Origin of the sequence: Halorussus halophilus, from assembly GCF_008831545.1 — an archaeon.
Classification (GTDB): domain Archaea; phylum Halobacteriota; class Halobacteria; order Halobacteriales; family Haladaptataceae; genus Halorussus; species Halorussus halophilus.
Genome location: NZ_CP044523.1, coordinates 1694285 through 1709449, shown reverse-complemented (window position 1 = coordinate 1709449; position 15165 = coordinate 1694285). Strand labels below are relative to the sequence as shown.

Annotated in this window: 16 protein-coding genes and 2 tRNA genes; 12 read left to right on the top strand and 6 right to left on the bottom strand. The window is 60.7% G+C overall.

All coding sequences use genetic code 11. The features are described 5' to 3' along the window. Nucleotides 1–139 precede the first annotated feature (139 nt). From F7R90_RS08435 to F7R90_RS08400, 8 genes are all read left to right on the top strand, one after another. The gene (locus F7R90_RS08435; protein WP_192498443.1) at nucleotides 140–1057 is read left to right on the top strand and encodes a hypothetical protein; all 918 of its coding nucleotides are present in this window, start codon (nucleotides 140–142) and stop codon (nucleotides 1055–1057) included. Nucleotides 1058–1149: 92 nt separating this feature from the next. After that, the gene (gene dps / locus F7R90_RS08430; RefSeq protein ID WP_158056875.1) at nucleotides 1150–1776 is read left to right on the top strand and encodes a DNA protection during starvation protein; all 627 of its coding nucleotides are present in this window, start codon (nucleotides 1150–1152) and stop codon (nucleotides 1774–1776) included. Nucleotides 1777–1840: 64 nt separating this feature from the next. Continuing rightward, a complete protein-coding gene (locus tag F7R90_RS08425) occupies nucleotides 1841–2203 on the top strand; it encodes a 2Fe-2S iron-sulfur cluster-binding protein (protein ID WP_158056873.1) in 363 nt (120 codons plus the stop codon). A gap of 31 nt (nucleotides 2204–2234) precedes the next feature. Next, nucleotides 2235–2663 (top strand): DCC1-like thiol-disulfide oxidoreductase family protein, encoded by a 429-nt coding sequence (locus F7R90_RS08420; protein WP_158056871.1) that lies wholly within the window; start codon nucleotides 2235–2237, stop codon nucleotides 2661–2663. Between the two features lie 74 nt (nucleotides 2664–2737). Further along, nucleotides 2738–3877 carry a pyridoxal phosphate-dependent aminotransferase gene (locus F7R90_RS08415; RefSeq protein WP_158056869.1) on the top strand — a complete coding sequence of 380 codons (1140 nt, stop codon included), beginning with the start codon at nucleotides 2738–2740 and terminating at the stop codon, nucleotides 3875–3877. A 268-nt stretch (nucleotides 3878–4145) separates the two neighbouring features. Then, entirely contained in the window at nucleotides 4146–4796 is a 651-nt protein-coding gene (locus F7R90_RS08410; protein ID WP_158056867.1) for a helix-turn-helix domain-containing protein, read from the top strand. Nucleotides 4797–4932: 136 nt separating this feature from the next. Beyond that, on the top strand, nucleotides 4933–5598 hold the full coding sequence (locus tag F7R90_RS08405; RefSeq protein ID WP_158056865.1) for a helix-turn-helix domain-containing protein: 666 nt from the start codon (nucleotides 4933–4935) through the stop codon (nucleotides 5596–5598). Nucleotides 5599–5697: 99 nt separating this feature from the next. Further along, a complete protein-coding gene (locus tag F7R90_RS08400) occupies nucleotides 5698–5994 on the top strand; it encodes a PRC-barrel domain-containing protein (protein ID WP_158056863.1) in 297 nt (98 codons plus the stop codon). Between the two features lie 12 nt (nucleotides 5995–6006). Here the strand turns inward: F7R90_RS08400 and F7R90_RS08395 are convergent, their stop codons facing one another. After that, a complete protein-coding gene (locus F7R90_RS08395; RefSeq protein WP_158056861.1) occupies nucleotides 6007–7458 on the bottom strand; it encodes a DHH family phosphoesterase in 1452 nt (483 codons plus the stop codon). 177 nt (nucleotides 7459–7635) lie between these two features. On the opposite strand from F7R90_RS08395, the gene F7R90_RS08390 reads away from it, so the two are divergent. After that, nucleotides 7636–7709: transfer RNA gene (locus F7R90_RS08390), tRNA-Lys, on the top strand. Here F7R90_RS08390 and F7R90_RS22140 read toward each other — a convergent pair. The 3 genes from F7R90_RS22140 to guaB form a co-directional block, all read right to left on the bottom strand. Continuing rightward, nucleotides 7710–7886: a hypothetical protein gene (locus F7R90_RS22140; RefSeq protein ID WP_192498442.1), complete on the bottom strand. Its 177-nt coding sequence runs from the start codon at nucleotides 7884–7886 to the stop codon at nucleotides 7710–7712. It abuts the tRNA gene before it with no gap. 503 nt (nucleotides 7887–8389) lie between these two features. Continuing rightward, the gene (locus tag F7R90_RS08385) at nucleotides 8390–10177 is read right to left on the bottom strand and encodes a M14 family metallopeptidase (RefSeq protein WP_158056859.1); all 1788 of its coding nucleotides are present in this window, start codon (nucleotides 10175–10177) and stop codon (nucleotides 8390–8392) included. A 185-nt stretch (nucleotides 10178–10362) separates the two neighbouring features. Then, a complete protein-coding gene (gene guaB, locus F7R90_RS08380) occupies nucleotides 10363–11856 on the bottom strand; it encodes an IMP dehydrogenase (protein WP_158056858.1) in 1494 nt (497 codons plus the stop codon). Between the two features lie 475 nt (nucleotides 11857–12331). Between guaB and F7R90_RS08375 the strand changes: the two genes are divergently transcribed. The 3 genes from F7R90_RS08375 (at nucleotide 12332) to F7R90_RS08365 (ending at nucleotide 13827) form a co-directional block, all read left to right on the top strand. Further along, nucleotides 12332–13303, top strand: coding sequence for a DUF5794 domain-containing protein (locus F7R90_RS08375; RefSeq protein WP_158056856.1), 972 nt, complete (start codon nucleotides 12332–12334; stop codon nucleotides 13301–13303). A 74-nt stretch (nucleotides 13304–13377) separates the two neighbouring features. Further along, entirely contained in the window at nucleotides 13378–13605 is a 228-nt protein-coding gene (locus F7R90_RS08370) for a DUF5795 family protein (protein WP_158056855.1), read from the top strand. 43 nt (nucleotides 13606–13648) lie between these two features. Continuing rightward, nucleotides 13649–13827 (top strand) — tRNA-Trp (locus F7R90_RS08365). Nucleotides 13828–14119: 292 nt separating this feature from the next. On the opposite strand, the gene F7R90_RS08360 is transcribed toward F7R90_RS08365, so the two are convergent. Both F7R90_RS08360 and F7R90_RS08355 read right to left on the bottom strand, forming a co-directional pair. Beyond that, a complete protein-coding gene (locus F7R90_RS08360; protein ID WP_158056853.1) occupies nucleotides 14120–14689 on the bottom strand; it encodes a DUF6663 family protein in 570 nt (189 codons plus the stop codon). Between the two features lie 52 nt (nucleotides 14690–14741). Then, complete coding sequence (locus tag F7R90_RS08355) at nucleotides 14742–14975, bottom strand: hypothetical protein (protein ID WP_158056851.1); 234 nt, start codon at nucleotides 14973–14975, stop codon at nucleotides 14742–14744. Between the last annotated feature and the right edge of the window lie 190 nt (nucleotides 14976–15165).

Genomic DNA, 15165 nt, shown 5'->3' with positions numbered 1-15165 from the left:
GCTCGGTAGGGCGGGGTCCTTGAACGACTTTCGCCGCGGAGCGAAAGTGAACGAGTGACGGGAACGCGAGACCGGAGCGACCGCTGACCTCTCCACGAGGACACAAAACTTATTGCTCCTGTCGGAAAATTAAAATATGATGACGAGTCCCCGAAGTCGCCGTTCCCTCCTGCGAACCGGCAGTGCGCTCGCAGTCGCAGGTTTCACTGGCTGTCTCGGTCAGTCGGGTGCCGACACGCCCGGCGGCACGACGGTCGATACGACGACCGATTCGACCACGACGGACGAACCGAAGACCGAACAGCGACCGACAGACACCGAGACGACCACGGCCGGACAAGCTCTCTCGGTCGAAGGCGTCCGCGTCCAGTCGTCGCTGCTCTATCTCAACACGCCCGACTCCATGAAGGTGGCCTCGCCAGACGAGAGACAGTTCGTCTTCGCCGACGTGACGCCTTCGTCGTCTGACGCCCTCCCACCGACAGTGGACGCCTTCGAACTAGTCGTGGACGACGTACGAGTCGATGGAACACAGAAACCCGGTCCCGTGTCCGGGCCGCGGATGGTCCACAGTCCGAATCCACCCTACGACCCCGACGTGCGCGAAACCGGGTGGATAGCCTTCGAAGTGCCGAATTCGCTCGACGCAGACTCCGTCGAACTGGTCTACGAAACGGGAGGCGAGTCGGTCTCGAAGCCCCTGTCTTCGGACGCCCTCTCGAAACTCGCAGACGCCCCGCCGGAGTTCGAACTCGTCTCGCTCGACGCACCCGAGTCGGTCGGTGCCGAGGAGGTGTTCGACGTTTCGGTCACTGTCGAGAACGTCGGCGAGTCCGACGCGACCTTCCGCGGGGTGCTGAACCAGACACGTCCGACGTACTATCCGAACCCGATGGTAGTTCCTGTCCCAGCAGGAGAACAGCGCGAGTGGAGTGAGCCTTGCGGTGACCACGAAAGTGGTGACACAGACCAGTACTCGTTCAACTTCCTGTCACCACTCGACGCCCGAGAACTCACCGTCGAGGTGGCGTCCGAGACGACTTCTTCCAGCGGATAATACCACCAATCATTTTGGCTACGAAAATGAATGGTCTCCGTTCGGAAGAAATTTTTATGGTATCGTAAGTAGTTCGTCTCCCGGGGGAAACAATGTCTAGTGACAAGCCACACGGAAGCGGTAGCGTCGCGCCCGGAGACACCAGCAAGCGAGTCGGCGCAGAAGTCGTCCGCGAGCGCGGTGGGGACCCGGAAGCGATTCGAGAGAAACTCATCGACGCCATCGGCGCGGAGTTCACGACGTACTACTACTACACGAACCTGCGTTGCTTCCTCGCTGGGGAGGAAGATTACAAGGAAATCACGGAGGACGCGCGACTGGAGGACCGCGCGCACTTCGAACTCGTGATGCCGCGCGTCTTCGAACTCGGCGGGTCGCTCCCGAACGACATCCGGGACTTCGCCGACCGGGCGTCCTGTCCGGACGCGTATCTGCCCGACGACCCGACGCCGGAGAACATCCTCGAAACGCTGTTGGAGGCCGAACGCTGTGCGATTCGGACGTGGGCGGAGGTCTGCGACATGACCCGCGATTGCGACCCACGCACCTACGACATGGCGGCGCGCATCTACAACGAGGAAGTGGACCACGAAGCGTGGTTCATCGAACTCCTCAGCAGAGAGCGCGACGGTGAGGCCAATCCGGCGGGCCACTTCGTCCGCGGCGAACCCGGCGAGGCACCGTACTCCACGAACAACCGCATGAACGACTCCGCGTAACTGGCGGTCTCTCGACCACTCGACCGCCGACAGCCTCATTCTTTCGCGGTCCCGAAATCGAGTCGTGAGTAGCTACGCAGTCACCATCGAAGTGCCCGAAGACTGCGACGTGGAGCGAGCGGGCGAGACAGTGGAAATTGAAGTCGCCGCCGACGAGTACGTCCTCGCGGCGGCCCGCGAGGCAGGTCTCTGGCTGCCCGCCGACTGCCAGCAAGGCTGGTGTACGACCTGCGCCGCAGAGTTGCTGGCGGGCGAGGTGGACCAAAGTCACGCGAAGCGATACTACGACGTAGACGAAGAAGAGGACATGATTCTGCCCTGTACCGCCAAACCACGCTCGGACCTCCACATCCGAGCGTGCCAGTACGAGGAAATGTTGGACCATCGCGCGGAACACGACGAGCCACCGGGTCGGTCGAAACGCTAGTCCTAACTTTTCGGCAGTCGAGTTTCCGACCATGAGCGACTACCACGCTGTCCTCGTCTACGACGGGGAGTGTCCGTTCTGCTCGGCGGCCGCCTCCGCGCTCCGACGACTGAAAGGAATCGGAGCAATCGCGTGGGAAGACGAGTCTGCTCAAAACTTCCTCCGCGCGCAGTTCGGCGAGACGCCGTTTGCGATGGTGTTCGTGGACAGAGACGAACAGCAAGTTTGGGTCGGCCGCGAGGCCGCCCGCGAACTCTGTGAGCGGGCGGGCATGCCGACGCTGGTTCAGGACGTCGTCGGCGACAACTACGAGTCGCTCGCCGACGCGATTCGGACGGTCGCGGGTCTGGACGACAATCCCGACCCCTATCACGGGACCATCCCGCTGGCTGAGAGGGCAGAATCGGAGTTCGAGGAACTGGCGGCGAACGCGTGGAACACGACCGAAGCGCTTCAGTAGCCGAGGATTCGGACTAGTTTTCGACTCGCGTCCGCTTCCCGAAGATTAATTCCCTCCTCGCCGTACTCCCCGGCGTGTTCCCCGACATCGAGTATCTCGACTGGATTACCGGCCGTCCGGAGCGCGCCGAGTTCGACTTAGGGTCGAGCGACCTCCGTCGCACGCCGCCCGGACCCGACGAAGTCGTTCCCCCGGCACTGGCTGGCCTTCCGGCACCGCCCGAAGACGTGACGGTGGAAGCCCTCCTCGCGGACGCGTACGACGTAGCTCCCGAGAACGTCCTCGTGACCGCAGGGGCGACGCACGCGAACTTCCTCGCGGTGGCGGCGACGCTCCGCGACCCGTCCGAGGACGAAGGCGACGCAACTGCTGGCAGTGACGAAGAGAGCGCAGCAACGGCCACCGACCGCGTGCTGGTCGAGAAACCGGGCTACGAACCGCTGACTGCGACGCCCGCGGGACTCGGCGCAACTGTGGACCGCTTCCGGCGACCCACCGAAGACGACTACGCACTCGACCCCGGGAGAGTCGAAGGGGCGATGACGGCCGACACGACGTGCGTTACGGTGACGAACCGCCACAATCCCTCGGGTCGCCGAGTGAGTCGCGAGACGCTGTCGGAAGTCGCCCGAACCGTCGCCGACGCCGACGCGCGACTGCTCGTGGACGAGGTGTACGCACCGTTCGGTGCAAAACCGGTCGAAGGCGCGTTTGGCGGACCGACGGCCGCGAGTCTGCCGTACACGGTCGTCACGAACTCCCTGACGAAGTTCTTCGGCTTCGGGGGCGTGCGACTCGGCTGGCTAATCGCCGACGAGGAGTTCGTGGAGCGCGCCCAGCAGGTCAAGTATCACGTCCCCGCAGTTGCGGAACCGAGTCGCCGACTTGCGCGTCGCGCGCTCGCTCACGCCTCGGAGTTGGCGGCAGAGTCGCGGGACCGAATTCGGGCGAACCACGACCTGCTCGCGGAGCTCGTCGCTACTCGCGAGGACGTTTCGGGCTACGTCGCCGACTCGTGTCCGTTCGCGTTCCTCGCCCACGACTCGGCCGACGGCGACGAAGTCACTGCGGCGGCTTGGGAGGCAGACACGCTCGTCTCTCCCGGTCGCTTCTTCGACGACCCCGAGAAATTCCGGGTCGGCGTCTGCCAGGAGAGTCAGAACATGCAGGAAGCTGTGAGTCGATTCGGAGCGGTCGCCGACGAACTCGACTAGATGTCAGCCCTGAATCTCGTATTATTCGCGGCCACAGACAGGTTTTTGTAGTATGTTCCCCATTATCATGATGCGCATTGGCGCATGGTTGTCATCCTGGGCTGGCATCCCACATCACTGCCCCCAAACTGGCTGTTCTGTCCCGACGTTTATAATACGCGTGTCGGCTATCCGTACTGAATCAACCCGAGAAGCCGTGATTCGAACCCTTTGCCGGACGAAGTAACAGCGGATAGTATACTTTGGTGGAGCACATACGACGACACGAATGAGCGTCGTCGTCGAATTTACTGTGACTGCGGATTCGTTCGCACTCGGCCGGTCGCTGGGTGAACAAGAGGGGATGTACATCGAACTCGAACGCGTCGTTCCGACGCCGAAATCGGTCATGCCGTTCTTCTGGGTTCGGGGGGGTGACGTCGAACAGCTCGAACGCGGGGTCCGAGACAGCGACTACATCGAGAACCTCACCGCGCTCGACAGCGTCGGTGAGCGCGTCCTCTACCGCGTCGATTGGACCGGCAACTACGAGGACTTGGTACAGGGCATCGTCAAAACCGAGGGGACGGTACTCGTGGCGAGCGGTAACTCCGAGTGGACGTTCCACGTGCGATTCCTCGACCACGAGCGCGTCGCAGAGTTCTACAACTACTGCACCGACCACGACATCTCCATCCACATCGAGCGAGTCTACTCGCTCACCGAAGAGAGTATTCGGGGGCGATCGTTCGACCTCACTTCGGAGCAACGAGAAGCCCTCGTCCTCGCACTCAGGCGCGGATACTTCGACACGCCACGCGACGTGTCGATGGAAGAGCTAGCCGGCGAACTCGACATTTCCCAGCAGGCGTTCTCCGACAGACTCCGACGCGGGAACGAGCGAGTGCTTCGCAACGTCCTTCTCTCGGAGACCATATGACAACTAACCTTCAATTCTGACTTAAATCTCTTGTAGAGACAGCCCTGCCGTGTTTCCTTATTCAGGACTCAGTAAGAGTACAAACGGGGCTCCCCCGCTCGGGAGTAACTCGGAGTCCCGGTCTCCATAGCCCACCATGACTATGATACTCGCCGAGTTCGACGTGAACCATCCCGCGCTCCGGAGGACACTCGCAGAGACTCCGGAGACGCGACTCACGTGGGAACGTTCCGACGTCGTAGACGACGGTCGAGTACAGACACTCCTCTGGGCCGACGGCGACATCGACGCGTTCGGAGCCGCGCTCGACGACGACCCGACTGTCTCGACGAGCCGTCGGCTGACCGAGACGGACGAACGAGACCTGTTTCGGCTCCAACTGGCCGAGGACGATGAGCTACCGTACCTCTACCCACTGCTGGTCGAGGAAGATGCTCTCGTTCGAAAGCTGACCGTGACTGCCTCGAAGTGGCAGTTCCGCGTCGTCTTCCCGCAGTGGCAGTCGTTCGAGCAGTTCCGGGACTTCTGTCGCGAACACGACTTCGACATCGAAGTGCGGCGACTCCAGACGGAAGCGACCAGCGAGCACTCGACTGGCTTCCCCGGACTCACCGACCGTCAGCGAGAGCTACTCGTCGCGACAATCGATACGGGGTATCTCAAGATTCCGCGCGAGGCGTCGCTCTCGGAACTCGGGGACCACCTCGACGTGTCTCCGAACTCCGCGTCGCAACTGTTTCGGCGCGGTGTGAAGTCGCTCATCGAACAGACGGTGTATCCGACCGCGAACGGAGAATCGTAAGGGTTCGTGCTTCGGCGAGCTTCCAACCGAACACCGAATACCATCGTTTTGGAGCGTTCTACCAAAAGTTAATACCCACCCCGCACAATCAGTTTTAACATGGACGGAACACCGCAGGAGATAACTACCTTAGTCGGACGGGAGGTGTACTCCAACAACGGCGTGTTCGTGGGGGAAATCGAGGACGTACGACTGAACGTCGATGCGTGCGCCGTGACCGGACTTGCACTGGGCGAACTCAACAGCGAACTATTTACGAACGTCACAGAGGGTGGCCAAGGCGTGATGATTCCCTACCGTTGGGTTCGCGCTGTCGGCGACGTAGTTCTCATCAACGATATTATCGAACGACTGCAGCAGCCAGAGAACGAAGAGGACGCAGAAGTAGTAGCCTAACAGTATCGACTGTTAATTTCCGTTTCCGCCTTCGCCGCTCTCGACGCCCATCGCGTCGAACAGTTTTCGCTTGACCGCTTCTTCCGTGAGCGAGAGCAGGGTGTCTCGGTTGTCGTCGGTCGTCTCGATGCCGGTGAAGATGCCGAGCGGAATCTCGACGCTGGCCTGCGTCGAGTGGCCTGCGGCTTCGCCGATTTCGCCGAAGGCGTCCTGGAGCACCTTGCCGATGTTCATGCGGATGTCCTTCGAGCGAGCGGCGAGATAGATGGTGTCGTCCGAGATACCGAAGACGGCAGTCGTCGTGATGCCTTCCAGATTCAGTAGGTGCGAGGCGGCCTGTGTGAGGGCGTCGCGGTCGCGGATGAATCCCGCGTTGCTGACGAGGTGACTCCCCTGTACTTCGCGGTTCGTGATGGCCTCCGCGAGCACGTCCAGCGTCTCGGGGGACATCGACGGCGACTCGACCTGTTCGAGCGTGTCGTGGTTGGCGAACGGGTAGAGGAACGCCGCGGCAGTGAGGTCTGCGGGGGTAGTGTCGCGTTTGAAGTCCAACGTTTCCGCGCGAATACCGTAGAGCAGTGCGGTCGCGACTTCCTCGCCGATGCTGATGTCGAACTCTTGGATGTACTTCGTCAGAATCGTCGAGGTCGAACTCACGCCGGGGCGAACGTCCACGAACTCAGCTTCGTACTCCTCGTCGGGTTCGAAGTGGTCGATGAAGATATCGACCGGCTTGTCGAAGGTAGATTCGGTCGCCTTCGCGTGGTCTACGAGCGCGACTTTGTCGTACCCAGAGATGTCCGTCTCGTCGTAGGAGAGCAACTCGATGCCGAGCAGGTTGACGAACGCGCGGTTCTCTTGGTGGCCGATGTCGCCGATGTAGAGGATGTCGGCCTCCACGCCGAGCGAGTCGGCGATAGCCTGCAGGGCCGTCGCGCTGGCGATGGAGTCGGGGTCCGGGTTGTCGTGGGTGATGATGGCGAGTTTGCCGTCCGACTCCTCGATGACGTCGGCGAGTTTCTGGGCCTTGTGTTCGAGTTCGCCGGTCTCGAGTGCCCGCAGTGCCGAGTCGGCGATGACCGTCGAGGGGTTGATGACCACGTCCGCGCCCAGTTCGGTCAGTTCGTCTTCGGAGACGGGGTCGCTCGCTCGGACCACGATGAACTGCTCGCTCCCGTTCTCGCGGATGTTTCGAACGGCCTCCTTGTTCGCCTCCACGTCCGACGAGAGGATGAGAACGGCTTCGTTGTCGGCGACGGTGTCTACGGTCGCCTCCTCGCGGATATCGGCCGTCTGGGCGTTGAGGTCTTGGTCGCGCAGTGCCTCGACGCGGTCCTCGTCACGGTCGATGATGAGGACGTCTTTGCCCTGCTCGACGAGTTCCTCGGCGACAGCGTGCCCGACGCTACCACACCCTAAGATAGCGTAGTCGGACATCGAGGAGATAGTAATCCCGGCGCTCATGATAGTGTCGCGTTGCTCCGGGCCACACTTAACAGTCCCGGAGCGTCTTTCTCTGGAACGGACAACTCGGCACGCTCGCTCGTATTTTTCGGGTGAAATCGCCGTACTCGACTCCGGCTGGTTGTCGGTGCGAAAGGAAACGTATTTCAGTTACCCGGCGTTACGTCAGAATGCGTTGGGCCGGTAGCTCAGTTAGGGAGAGCGTCTGACTCTTAATCAGACGGTCAGGGGTTCAAATCCCTTCCGGCCCGTCAACCTTTTGCTGCGCTCAGTTGCCAGAAGCCAGAGGCTTCTGGCTGCTTCGCTGGCAAAACGTTGATGAAAATCACGTCGTCACCACCTCCGGTGGTTCCTCGGACGCGCTCGCTTCGCGTTCCGCGGCGTTCGCCGGAAGACTCGCTCCGCTCGGCTTCCGAGCCTTGGCTCACTACGTTCGCCAAGACGCCGCTCCACTTCGAGATTCTTCCGGAATCTCGTTCGCGGTGAATCGCGATGCTCGGGTTCTTCGAACCGCTCGCTTTCGAATGCTAGCTCTGGGAGAAGTTTCAATTGCCGAGACGATGGTGCGAAGTGACTCGTAGCAACCGCTACCGGGAGAAAATTTCTGAAAACCATCCACCCCACCCACCTACCGTGCGTCTTGGCTCGGAACGTGCGTGCAATCGTTGGAGGGAATCGCTACCGGGAGCGGTAGCGACGGATGCAGTCCTTCGTGGAACTCCCGGCGAGAGAGTGGCCGGAGTCACGATGTCACAACGGCTGTAGTTGCTGGTCTGTCTGTGACGCTCTCGCGTCATCTTTCTGTAACGGCTCTATTTCCGAAAGCAAACGGCTGTATTTGCGCAGCTTTCAAGAGGGGTTGCCGGTCGCGGTACGTCGTCTCGAACTCGTAGGGCATCAAAAAGAGTGGTTGTTGGGGAAGGTTCGGCGGTTATAGCGAGAGCGTGAACGTCTCCGAGCCACTGCTTCCGCTGGCGAGCGAGTAGTCGATGGTGATGTCGATGTCTTCGCCCACGAGGTCTATCGGGGAGCCACCGGCCTTGAACTGGTAGAGGAAGACATCGGCAGTCGTCCCGGACGAGAGGACGGCGTTCTTGTCGGCGCTGTCGCTGTGGCCGTCGGCGTCCAAGTCGATGGTACCGGGCAGTGAGAGTCCGTTGTTCACGTCGGTGAGACCGTTCTGCACGTCAGCTTCGATGACGAGTTCGCTGTTCCACTTGCTCTCTTGGTAGGTGTGGTCGCGCAGTTGGTCGATATTGGAGTTCGCGGGGTCGATAGTCATCTCCTCGATGGTCATCTCCGAGTGGGTGTTGTTCCCGACGGAGAAGTGAACGCCAGAGCTGTGGTTGTTGCTGTCCTCGGGCGCGTTGATTGGCTTGGCGTCACCGGTGTATTCGAGACGGTGGAACCCGGAGACAGTGAAGGTATCGAAGCCACGAGTGCCGTCGGCCATCTCGTAGTGGAGCGTGAACTCACACTCTTCGGCCCCCATGTTGGTCGGCGACCCGTTCAGTTTGAACTGGTAGAGCGACACTTTCGAGCTACTGCCACTCGACAGGATGGCTTCCTTGTCGGCGCTGTCGCTGTGGCCGTCGGCGTCTAAGTCGATGGTACCGGGCAGTGACAGGCCGTTGTTCACGTCGGTGAGGCCGTTCTGCACGTCGGCGTCGATGAACAGTTCGCTCTTCCACTTGCCCTCTTCGAGCGTGTGGTCGCGCAGTTGGTCGGACGCGCCGTTCACCGGCCGGATTTCGAGGTCCGTAATCGAGACGTTCTGGCCGTATTCGTTGGAGACGCCGAACTGGAGACCGGAGTTCTTGTCGTTGCTGTCCTGCGGCGTGTTCTTCGCGTGGCCGTCGCCGTCGTAGGAGAGGTTCTCGTCGAGGAGGCCTTCGTCTTGGAGGAACTCTTGGAAGACGGTCGTGCCCCACATTATCTGGCGGTCGAGGTTCAAGTCTTCGTACGTCTCGAAGATCATCGCCGGTGTGTTCAGGTCGGCGCCGACCTTGTGCTTGAGCATCGGTTTCACCGAACCGCTCGTCGCACCGGTGAAGTCGTTCTCGGAGTTCTGGACGTAGTTGTCGTTGAGGTACGACTGGAGGTGGTATCGGTGGCGCTCGGCATCTCCAGCCACCGTCGAGAAGAGGGCCTGTCCGACGCTGCTACCACTACCGTTCTTGTATCGCCCTCGCGCCGAGTGCATGTCCCAGAGGAAGTCGATGTTCTCGTCGGTGACGACGCCCCAGATTGCTTCGGGGAGGTAGCCGTCCGGAGACGAGCCTTCGGGGAACTGGTCGTTGAGGTCGACCACGCCGTCGTCGTTCCCAGCGAGATTGGCGTTCCGACTGTTGTTGTTGATGGCTTTCTTGTTCGCTTCGGGGAGGACGACCAGTTTTCCGCGGTCGATGGACCAGTCCTTGATTTTGTTGGCGGTCATGTACCCTGCTTCTTCGTCGCCGTGCATCCCACCGACGACCATCACGGTCGGCCCTGCTTCGTCGGCGTCGATGACGTAGACCGTCGTCTCTTCGGCCGTGTCCGTCCGAATCGTGTAACTCGACCGTGAGACGGCCGCGGCGGTTCCGGTCGCGGCCGTGAGCGACCCGACGCCGACGGTAGCGGCGGCGGCCGCTGTCGAGACGCCTTTCAGGTAGTTTCGGCGGTTTACTGTGTGATTCTCGCGTGCGCGCTCTTCGTCGGTCGTCTGGTCGCGAACCATGGACTATTAAACGAATGAAGAATTAATAATATTTGTGCCACCAAGTATAAATTAAAATAGTGCCTAATTTGTGCTTCAACCCAGTTAGTATCGTAAGTTAACGATTATCGTGGCTGCCGTTGCTGAACGGCCCAATCACCCGATAGGGAGAACTGCAGAAGAGAACGAGAACTCGCTCGGCCTGACTATTCGCCGGGACTGTAGTTCGGCGCTTCGTCGGTAATCATCACGTCGTGTGCGTGGCTCTCCTGCTGTCCGGCCGAAGAGACGCGCACGAATTCGCTGCGCTCTTTGAACTCCGGAATCGTCTCGGCACCGACGTACCCCATGCCGGACTGCATCCCGCCGACGAGTTGGTGGAGTTCGCCTTCGAGACTTCCCTTGTACGGTTTGGCGGCCTCGACGCCTTCCGGGACGTACTCGTCTTCCTCGTCCGGTTCGTCCTTGAGGTATCGGTCCCCGTCGCCCGACTGCATCGCACCGACCGACCCCATGCCGCGGTACTGCTTGTACTTCTTGCCCTCGATGGTGATGACTCGCCCAGGTGCCTCGTCGGTGCCCGCGAAGTACGAGCCGAGCATCACGGCGTCCGCACCGGCTGCGATGGCCTTGATAGCGTCGCCGGAGTATCGAATCCCACCATCTGCGATGACCGGCACATCGTGGTCGGCGGCGACGTCTGCGACCTGCGCGACGGCCGTAATCTGGGGCATTCCCGACCCGGAGACGACGCGCGTCGTACAGATGGAGCCGGGGCCGATGCCTACCTTCAGACCGTCCGCGAAGCCAACGATGTCCTCGGCGGCTTCCGCTGTCCCGATGTTGCCGACCACCACGTCGGCCTCGACGGATTCCTTGATGTCTCGTGCGCCGTCGATGACGTTTAGGTTGTGCGCGTGCGCACAGTCGATGAAGAGTACGTCCGCGCCCGCATCGTCCACGGCGACTGCTCGGTCGGTTTCGAAGGGACCGACGGCCACGCCGCAGAGTAGGCTTCCGTCGTCGTCGCGGGCAGCGTTGCCGTACTCGCGGCGCTGGAGAATCTTCTGCATCGTGACGAGACCGGTGAGTCGGTCCTCGTCGTCCACGATGGGGACGCGCTCTATCTTGTGTTCGTACATCAGTTCGAGCGCCTCGCGAGCGGTGACGCCCTCGGTGGCCGTTATGACTTCGTCGGTCATCGCCTCCCGAACTTCGTCGGCGTCGCCGACTTCGAGGTACGGTCGGATGTCCGTCCCCGAGATGATACCGAGAACTTCGTCGTCTTCGTCCACGACTGGTGCGCCGGAGACGCCAGCATTCTCCATCATCGCGTCCACTTCGCGAACGGTCTGGTCGGGACTCGCGGTCACCACGTCGCGGATGATGAGTTCGTCGGCACGCTTGACGTACTCGACCTCAGAGACGACCTCGTCGAGGTCCATGTTGCGGTGAAGAACGCCGAGACCACCCTGTCGGGCCATCTCGACTGCCAACTCGCCTTCGGTGACGGTGTCCATCGCCGCCGAGAGGACGGGGACGTTCAACTCGACGTTGGTAGAGACGCGCGTCGATACGTCGGCCTCGTCGGGTTCGACGCGGCTCTCTTTCGGTCGAAGCAACACGTCGTCGAAGGTCAGTGCCTCGGGGACCCGTAGCTTGTCGGTGTACTGGCCCTCGGGTCGAGAATCTCTCGCCATATAAGCCAAAAGACGAGGGGCGTGAAAAGCGTTGCGAGATACTGCCGGTTTGTCGCCTCTTCTCAGCCAAGATACTCACGTATTTGCATACATTCTCGTCGCTTCGGGTTCGGAGACGAGGTTACGAATTCACGAAACCAGGGGCCGAAAATACCGATATTTCAAAATTGTACTTAAGTAAAGCTGATTCATCGCTGTTGATTGAGGTTCCCTCTCACGCAACGTTTATGCTCGAAACTGCGTTTTGTTGGAGTATGGACGCTACCAGTCCCACCACCGCACGCATTGCCGGTCAGACGACCAGCGACTCCGGCAGCTTTCGGAAACCGATTTTCGCAGGTGGGAACCTTACACTGGTAGACAATCTATTCGTGGGACGACGGCGGCAGTTCGGCTGTGCAGACCACCGCCACCACCGGTACCGCGAACGTCACTACCATTCGGCCGAAGGTCACGGTCACGCGAGTTAGAACGAATGAGTAGCTCACAACATCCGGTCGCCCTACGCATGGAGCGGCAGGTCGGTGGCGCGACGAAGTTGCTCGCGACGGTCATGGGCCTGCCGCTGGTCGATGGCATCTTCCCCGCGCTGGTGTTGGCTGGCGCGCTCTCCAGCCCCGCGGGCATCCTGCAAGTCGGACTGCTCGTCTTCGGCGGGAGTGCCACGGTCGCCGTCATCCTCGCCGAGATGGACGGTTCGCCGCGTGAGCAGGCACTCTCGGTCGGTATCGTCGGCGTCGGTATAATCGGCTTGGCGGCGCTCGAAGCCGCCTTCGCGCCGACTATCGAGAGCGTGCTGAACCTCGAACTCTTCAAGCGATTCGCCGCGCTCGTGATGGCGGCCATCGCCGCGAAGACCGCGAGTTCGACCATCGGCGAGTACCTACCCCGTCCGGCGGTCATCGTCGGCTTGGGTATGATAGCGAGCTTCCAACCAAGTGGGCTCACTGGAATCCAACTCGGACTGGCCAACGCCGAGCGGATTCTACACGCGGCCGCGGCCGCTGGGGTCGGTGTCGGCTTCGCAATGGCTGTCGCCCTAACGAGTCCGTGGCTCCGCGGCGTCGTGGACATCGACCGCTTCCGCTTCGGGAGCGCCGTCGCGCTAGGACTGCTCCCGTTGTCGATACTCGGCCATCCGCTCGGACAGGCCCCACTGGTCGTGCTGGCCGTGACCAGTCTACTGGCCTACGACCCCAGTTCCCAGAGCGAGGTGGAAGGCGTCGAGGACGGCGAATTCGACGTGGAGGAGAACGACGACGAACTCTCCGACGTGCAACCTCTGTCTGACCCGTCGCCGACGCCGGACGGGACGAGTGCGCGACGTAGTTCCGGAACGGGTGCGCAAGCGATGGTCACCGACGGTGCAGGTGACTCCCAGACCGACCCCGAAGAAGCCGGATACGGCTACCCCGGCGAAGATTCGGACGCAGCGCGCGAACCGTAGCTGTAGAGAGTCGCTGAAACGGACTCCGACCGCGGAGGACAAGGCGTATCACTGTTTGTCTCTTCGTTGCGAACATGACCGGCAACCGCGTCGTGCAGGGTCGCATGGTGACGCCGAAGGCACTCGCCGAGATTATCGAAGGCGACGACGTGATGGACGCCGAAGCCATCGAAGACGCCGACCGAGAGTGTCCGGAATGTGGCAGTGACGTGCTGAAAGTCGGCTACATGCCGAGCGTGACGGCGTTCGTCACCGGATGGAAGTGCCAAGAGTGCGATTGGTCCGAGACCGACGAGGACTGAGAATCGAAACCCCTTTAGGGCGAATCGACCAACGAAATCATGCGGGGTCGTGGCCAAGCCCGGAATGGCGACTGACTCCAGAGGCAACGCGCCGACGACGAAACTCCAGCTGATATACTGAGCGACCGACTGATCATCGGTCGCGTTGACGACCCTCTGGAGTTCCGAGGCGCACACACCGGAGATATCAGTCGATCAGGGGTTCAAATCCCTTCGACCCCATACCTTTTCCGCGAACTACTCGGCGAACAGTTTGTCTGCTCGCCACTTTGTGAGCTGTGAATTCTGTCAGTAAAACGAATAGAGCTACAAGACCTATGTTCGGAAGTGAGGCCCTAAAACCCTGATTTTAGCCAGTATAGGGGCGCGACACTCTCTAGAACGACAGCGGAGCGAGCACTCCGGAACCTCTTGACGTAGTTCAAACTCTTTCCACCCGGCTTCTTGTGACGAACAATACGCCCAGTTACAGTAGCCGCTAGTATGCTCCTGACCCCGCCCAATTCTCTAACCCTCACAACTCGTACGTATCCCGAATCGTCCTCGCATACGTCCCACCTTTCGCCAACGCAATCACGACGATGACGAATTCCTCGATCGCTGGCCGAAGCACGAACACCCCCCTCTCCTCATCTCCCTCACGTTCGTTCACCTTGTCCACAAGCGGTTCCAGTGGCCGCGACCCGTCTCGGAACGACTCGAACATGCTGGTCATCTCGCTCTCGCCGAACACGTACAGCACGCCGTTCACCTCGTTGTCTGTGTTGCGAGTCACGCGACTGTTCATCGAGTCGCCAGCCATCTGTGCGTCGGCCCACGCCTCTTGGGCGACCTCGAACACGGGGTCGATTTCGTCCGCGAAGACGTACAGCGTCTCTCTTCGAACTGAAAACGACTGAATCGTCGGCTCGCTCGTAGACCAATCCAAGTTGACATCCACGAGATAGCCCGGTTCGAGTGCGTCTACCGACGCGTCGTGACCCGACTCCGCAGTGACGACCGGTTCGTACGTCTCCCGGTCGAGCAGGCGAAGTCCACCGACCTCCGGCGCAGCGAGCACGCGATAGCTCCCGTCGTCTTCCATACCTCAAGGAGAGAGCGGCCGCCGGAAAAACTACTCGACTCGACGGGTTTCACTACCGCCGGAGGTCGTTGAGCTTCAGAATCGCGTACATGCCGCCGAAACCGACGACGGCGAGGATGACCAACAGTTCTGTCATCCCGAGATACGACGGCAGGATAGCGAAGATGCTGATGACTACGAACCCGACGACGAGCATCAGCACTCCCGCACCGACCGCGTCGAGGAAATTTCGCCCGATGCTGGCCGAGTCGCTCGTCTTCGCCGCCGAAAGTCGGTCGCGTGACATCTTTGCTCGCTTCTCGTTTGCGGCGTCGTGAATAAATGCTTTGAGGTCCGTTGGGAAACTTCGTGTACCACGAGGTCGAACTGGTTTTCCGCCGTCGTTTTTCTACGCGCGGGCATATTATTACTGATTTAAAAACTAAGAACTATAATTGGTATAGACAGAAATACCATCGATAATCGAACTTATGTTA

What these genes read in the sequence shown, in the direction of transcription:
- F7R90_RS08435 (WP_192498443.1), top strand. Translation starts at nt 140, where the DNA reads ATGACGAGTCCCCGAAGTCGCCGTTCCCTCCTGCGAACCGGCAGTGCG.
- dps (WP_158056875.1), top strand. Translation starts at nt 1,150, where the DNA reads ATGTCTAGTGACAAGCCACACGGAAGCGGTAGCGTCGCGCCCGGAGAC.
- F7R90_RS08420 (WP_158056871.1), top strand. Translation starts at nt 2,235, where the DNA reads ATGAGCGACTACCACGCTGTCCTCGTCTACGACGGGGAGTGTCCGTTC.
- F7R90_RS08410 (WP_158056867.1), top strand. Translation starts at nt 4,146, where the DNA reads ATGAGCGTCGTCGTCGAATTTACTGTGACTGCGGATTCGTTCGCACTC.
- F7R90_RS08405 (WP_158056865.1), top strand. Translation starts at nt 4,933, where the DNA reads ATGACTATGATACTCGCCGAGTTCGACGTGAACCATCCCGCGCTCCGG.
- F7R90_RS08400 (WP_158056863.1), top strand. Translation starts at nt 5,698, where the DNA reads ATGGACGGAACACCGCAGGAGATAACTACCTTAGTCGGACGGGAGGTG.
- F7R90_RS08395 (WP_158056861.1), bottom strand. Translation starts at nt 7,458, where the DNA reads ATGAGCGCCGGGATTACTATCTCCTCGATGTCCGACTACGCTATCTTA.
- F7R90_RS08385 (WP_158056859.1), bottom strand. Translation starts at nt 10,177, where the DNA reads ATGGTTCGCGACCAGACGACCGACGAAGAGCGCGCACGCGAGAATCAC.
- guaB (WP_158056858.1), bottom strand. Translation starts at nt 11,856, where the DNA reads ATGGCGAGAGATTCTCGACCCGAGGGCCAGTACACCGACAAGCTACGG.
- F7R90_RS08375 (WP_158056856.1), top strand. Translation starts at nt 12,332, where the DNA reads ATGAGTAGCTCACAACATCCGGTCGCCCTACGCATGGAGCGGCAGGTC.
- F7R90_RS08370 (WP_158056855.1), top strand. Translation starts at nt 13,378, where the DNA reads ATGACCGGCAACCGCGTCGTGCAGGGTCGCATGGTGACGCCGAAGGCA.
- F7R90_RS08360 (WP_158056853.1), bottom strand. Translation starts at nt 14,689, where the DNA reads ATGGAAGACGACGGGAGCTATCGCGTGCTCGCTGCGCCGGAGGTCGGT.
- F7R90_RS08355 (WP_158056851.1), bottom strand. Translation starts at nt 14,975, where the DNA reads ATGTCACGCGACCGACTTTCGGCGGCGAAGACGAGCGACTCGGCCAGC.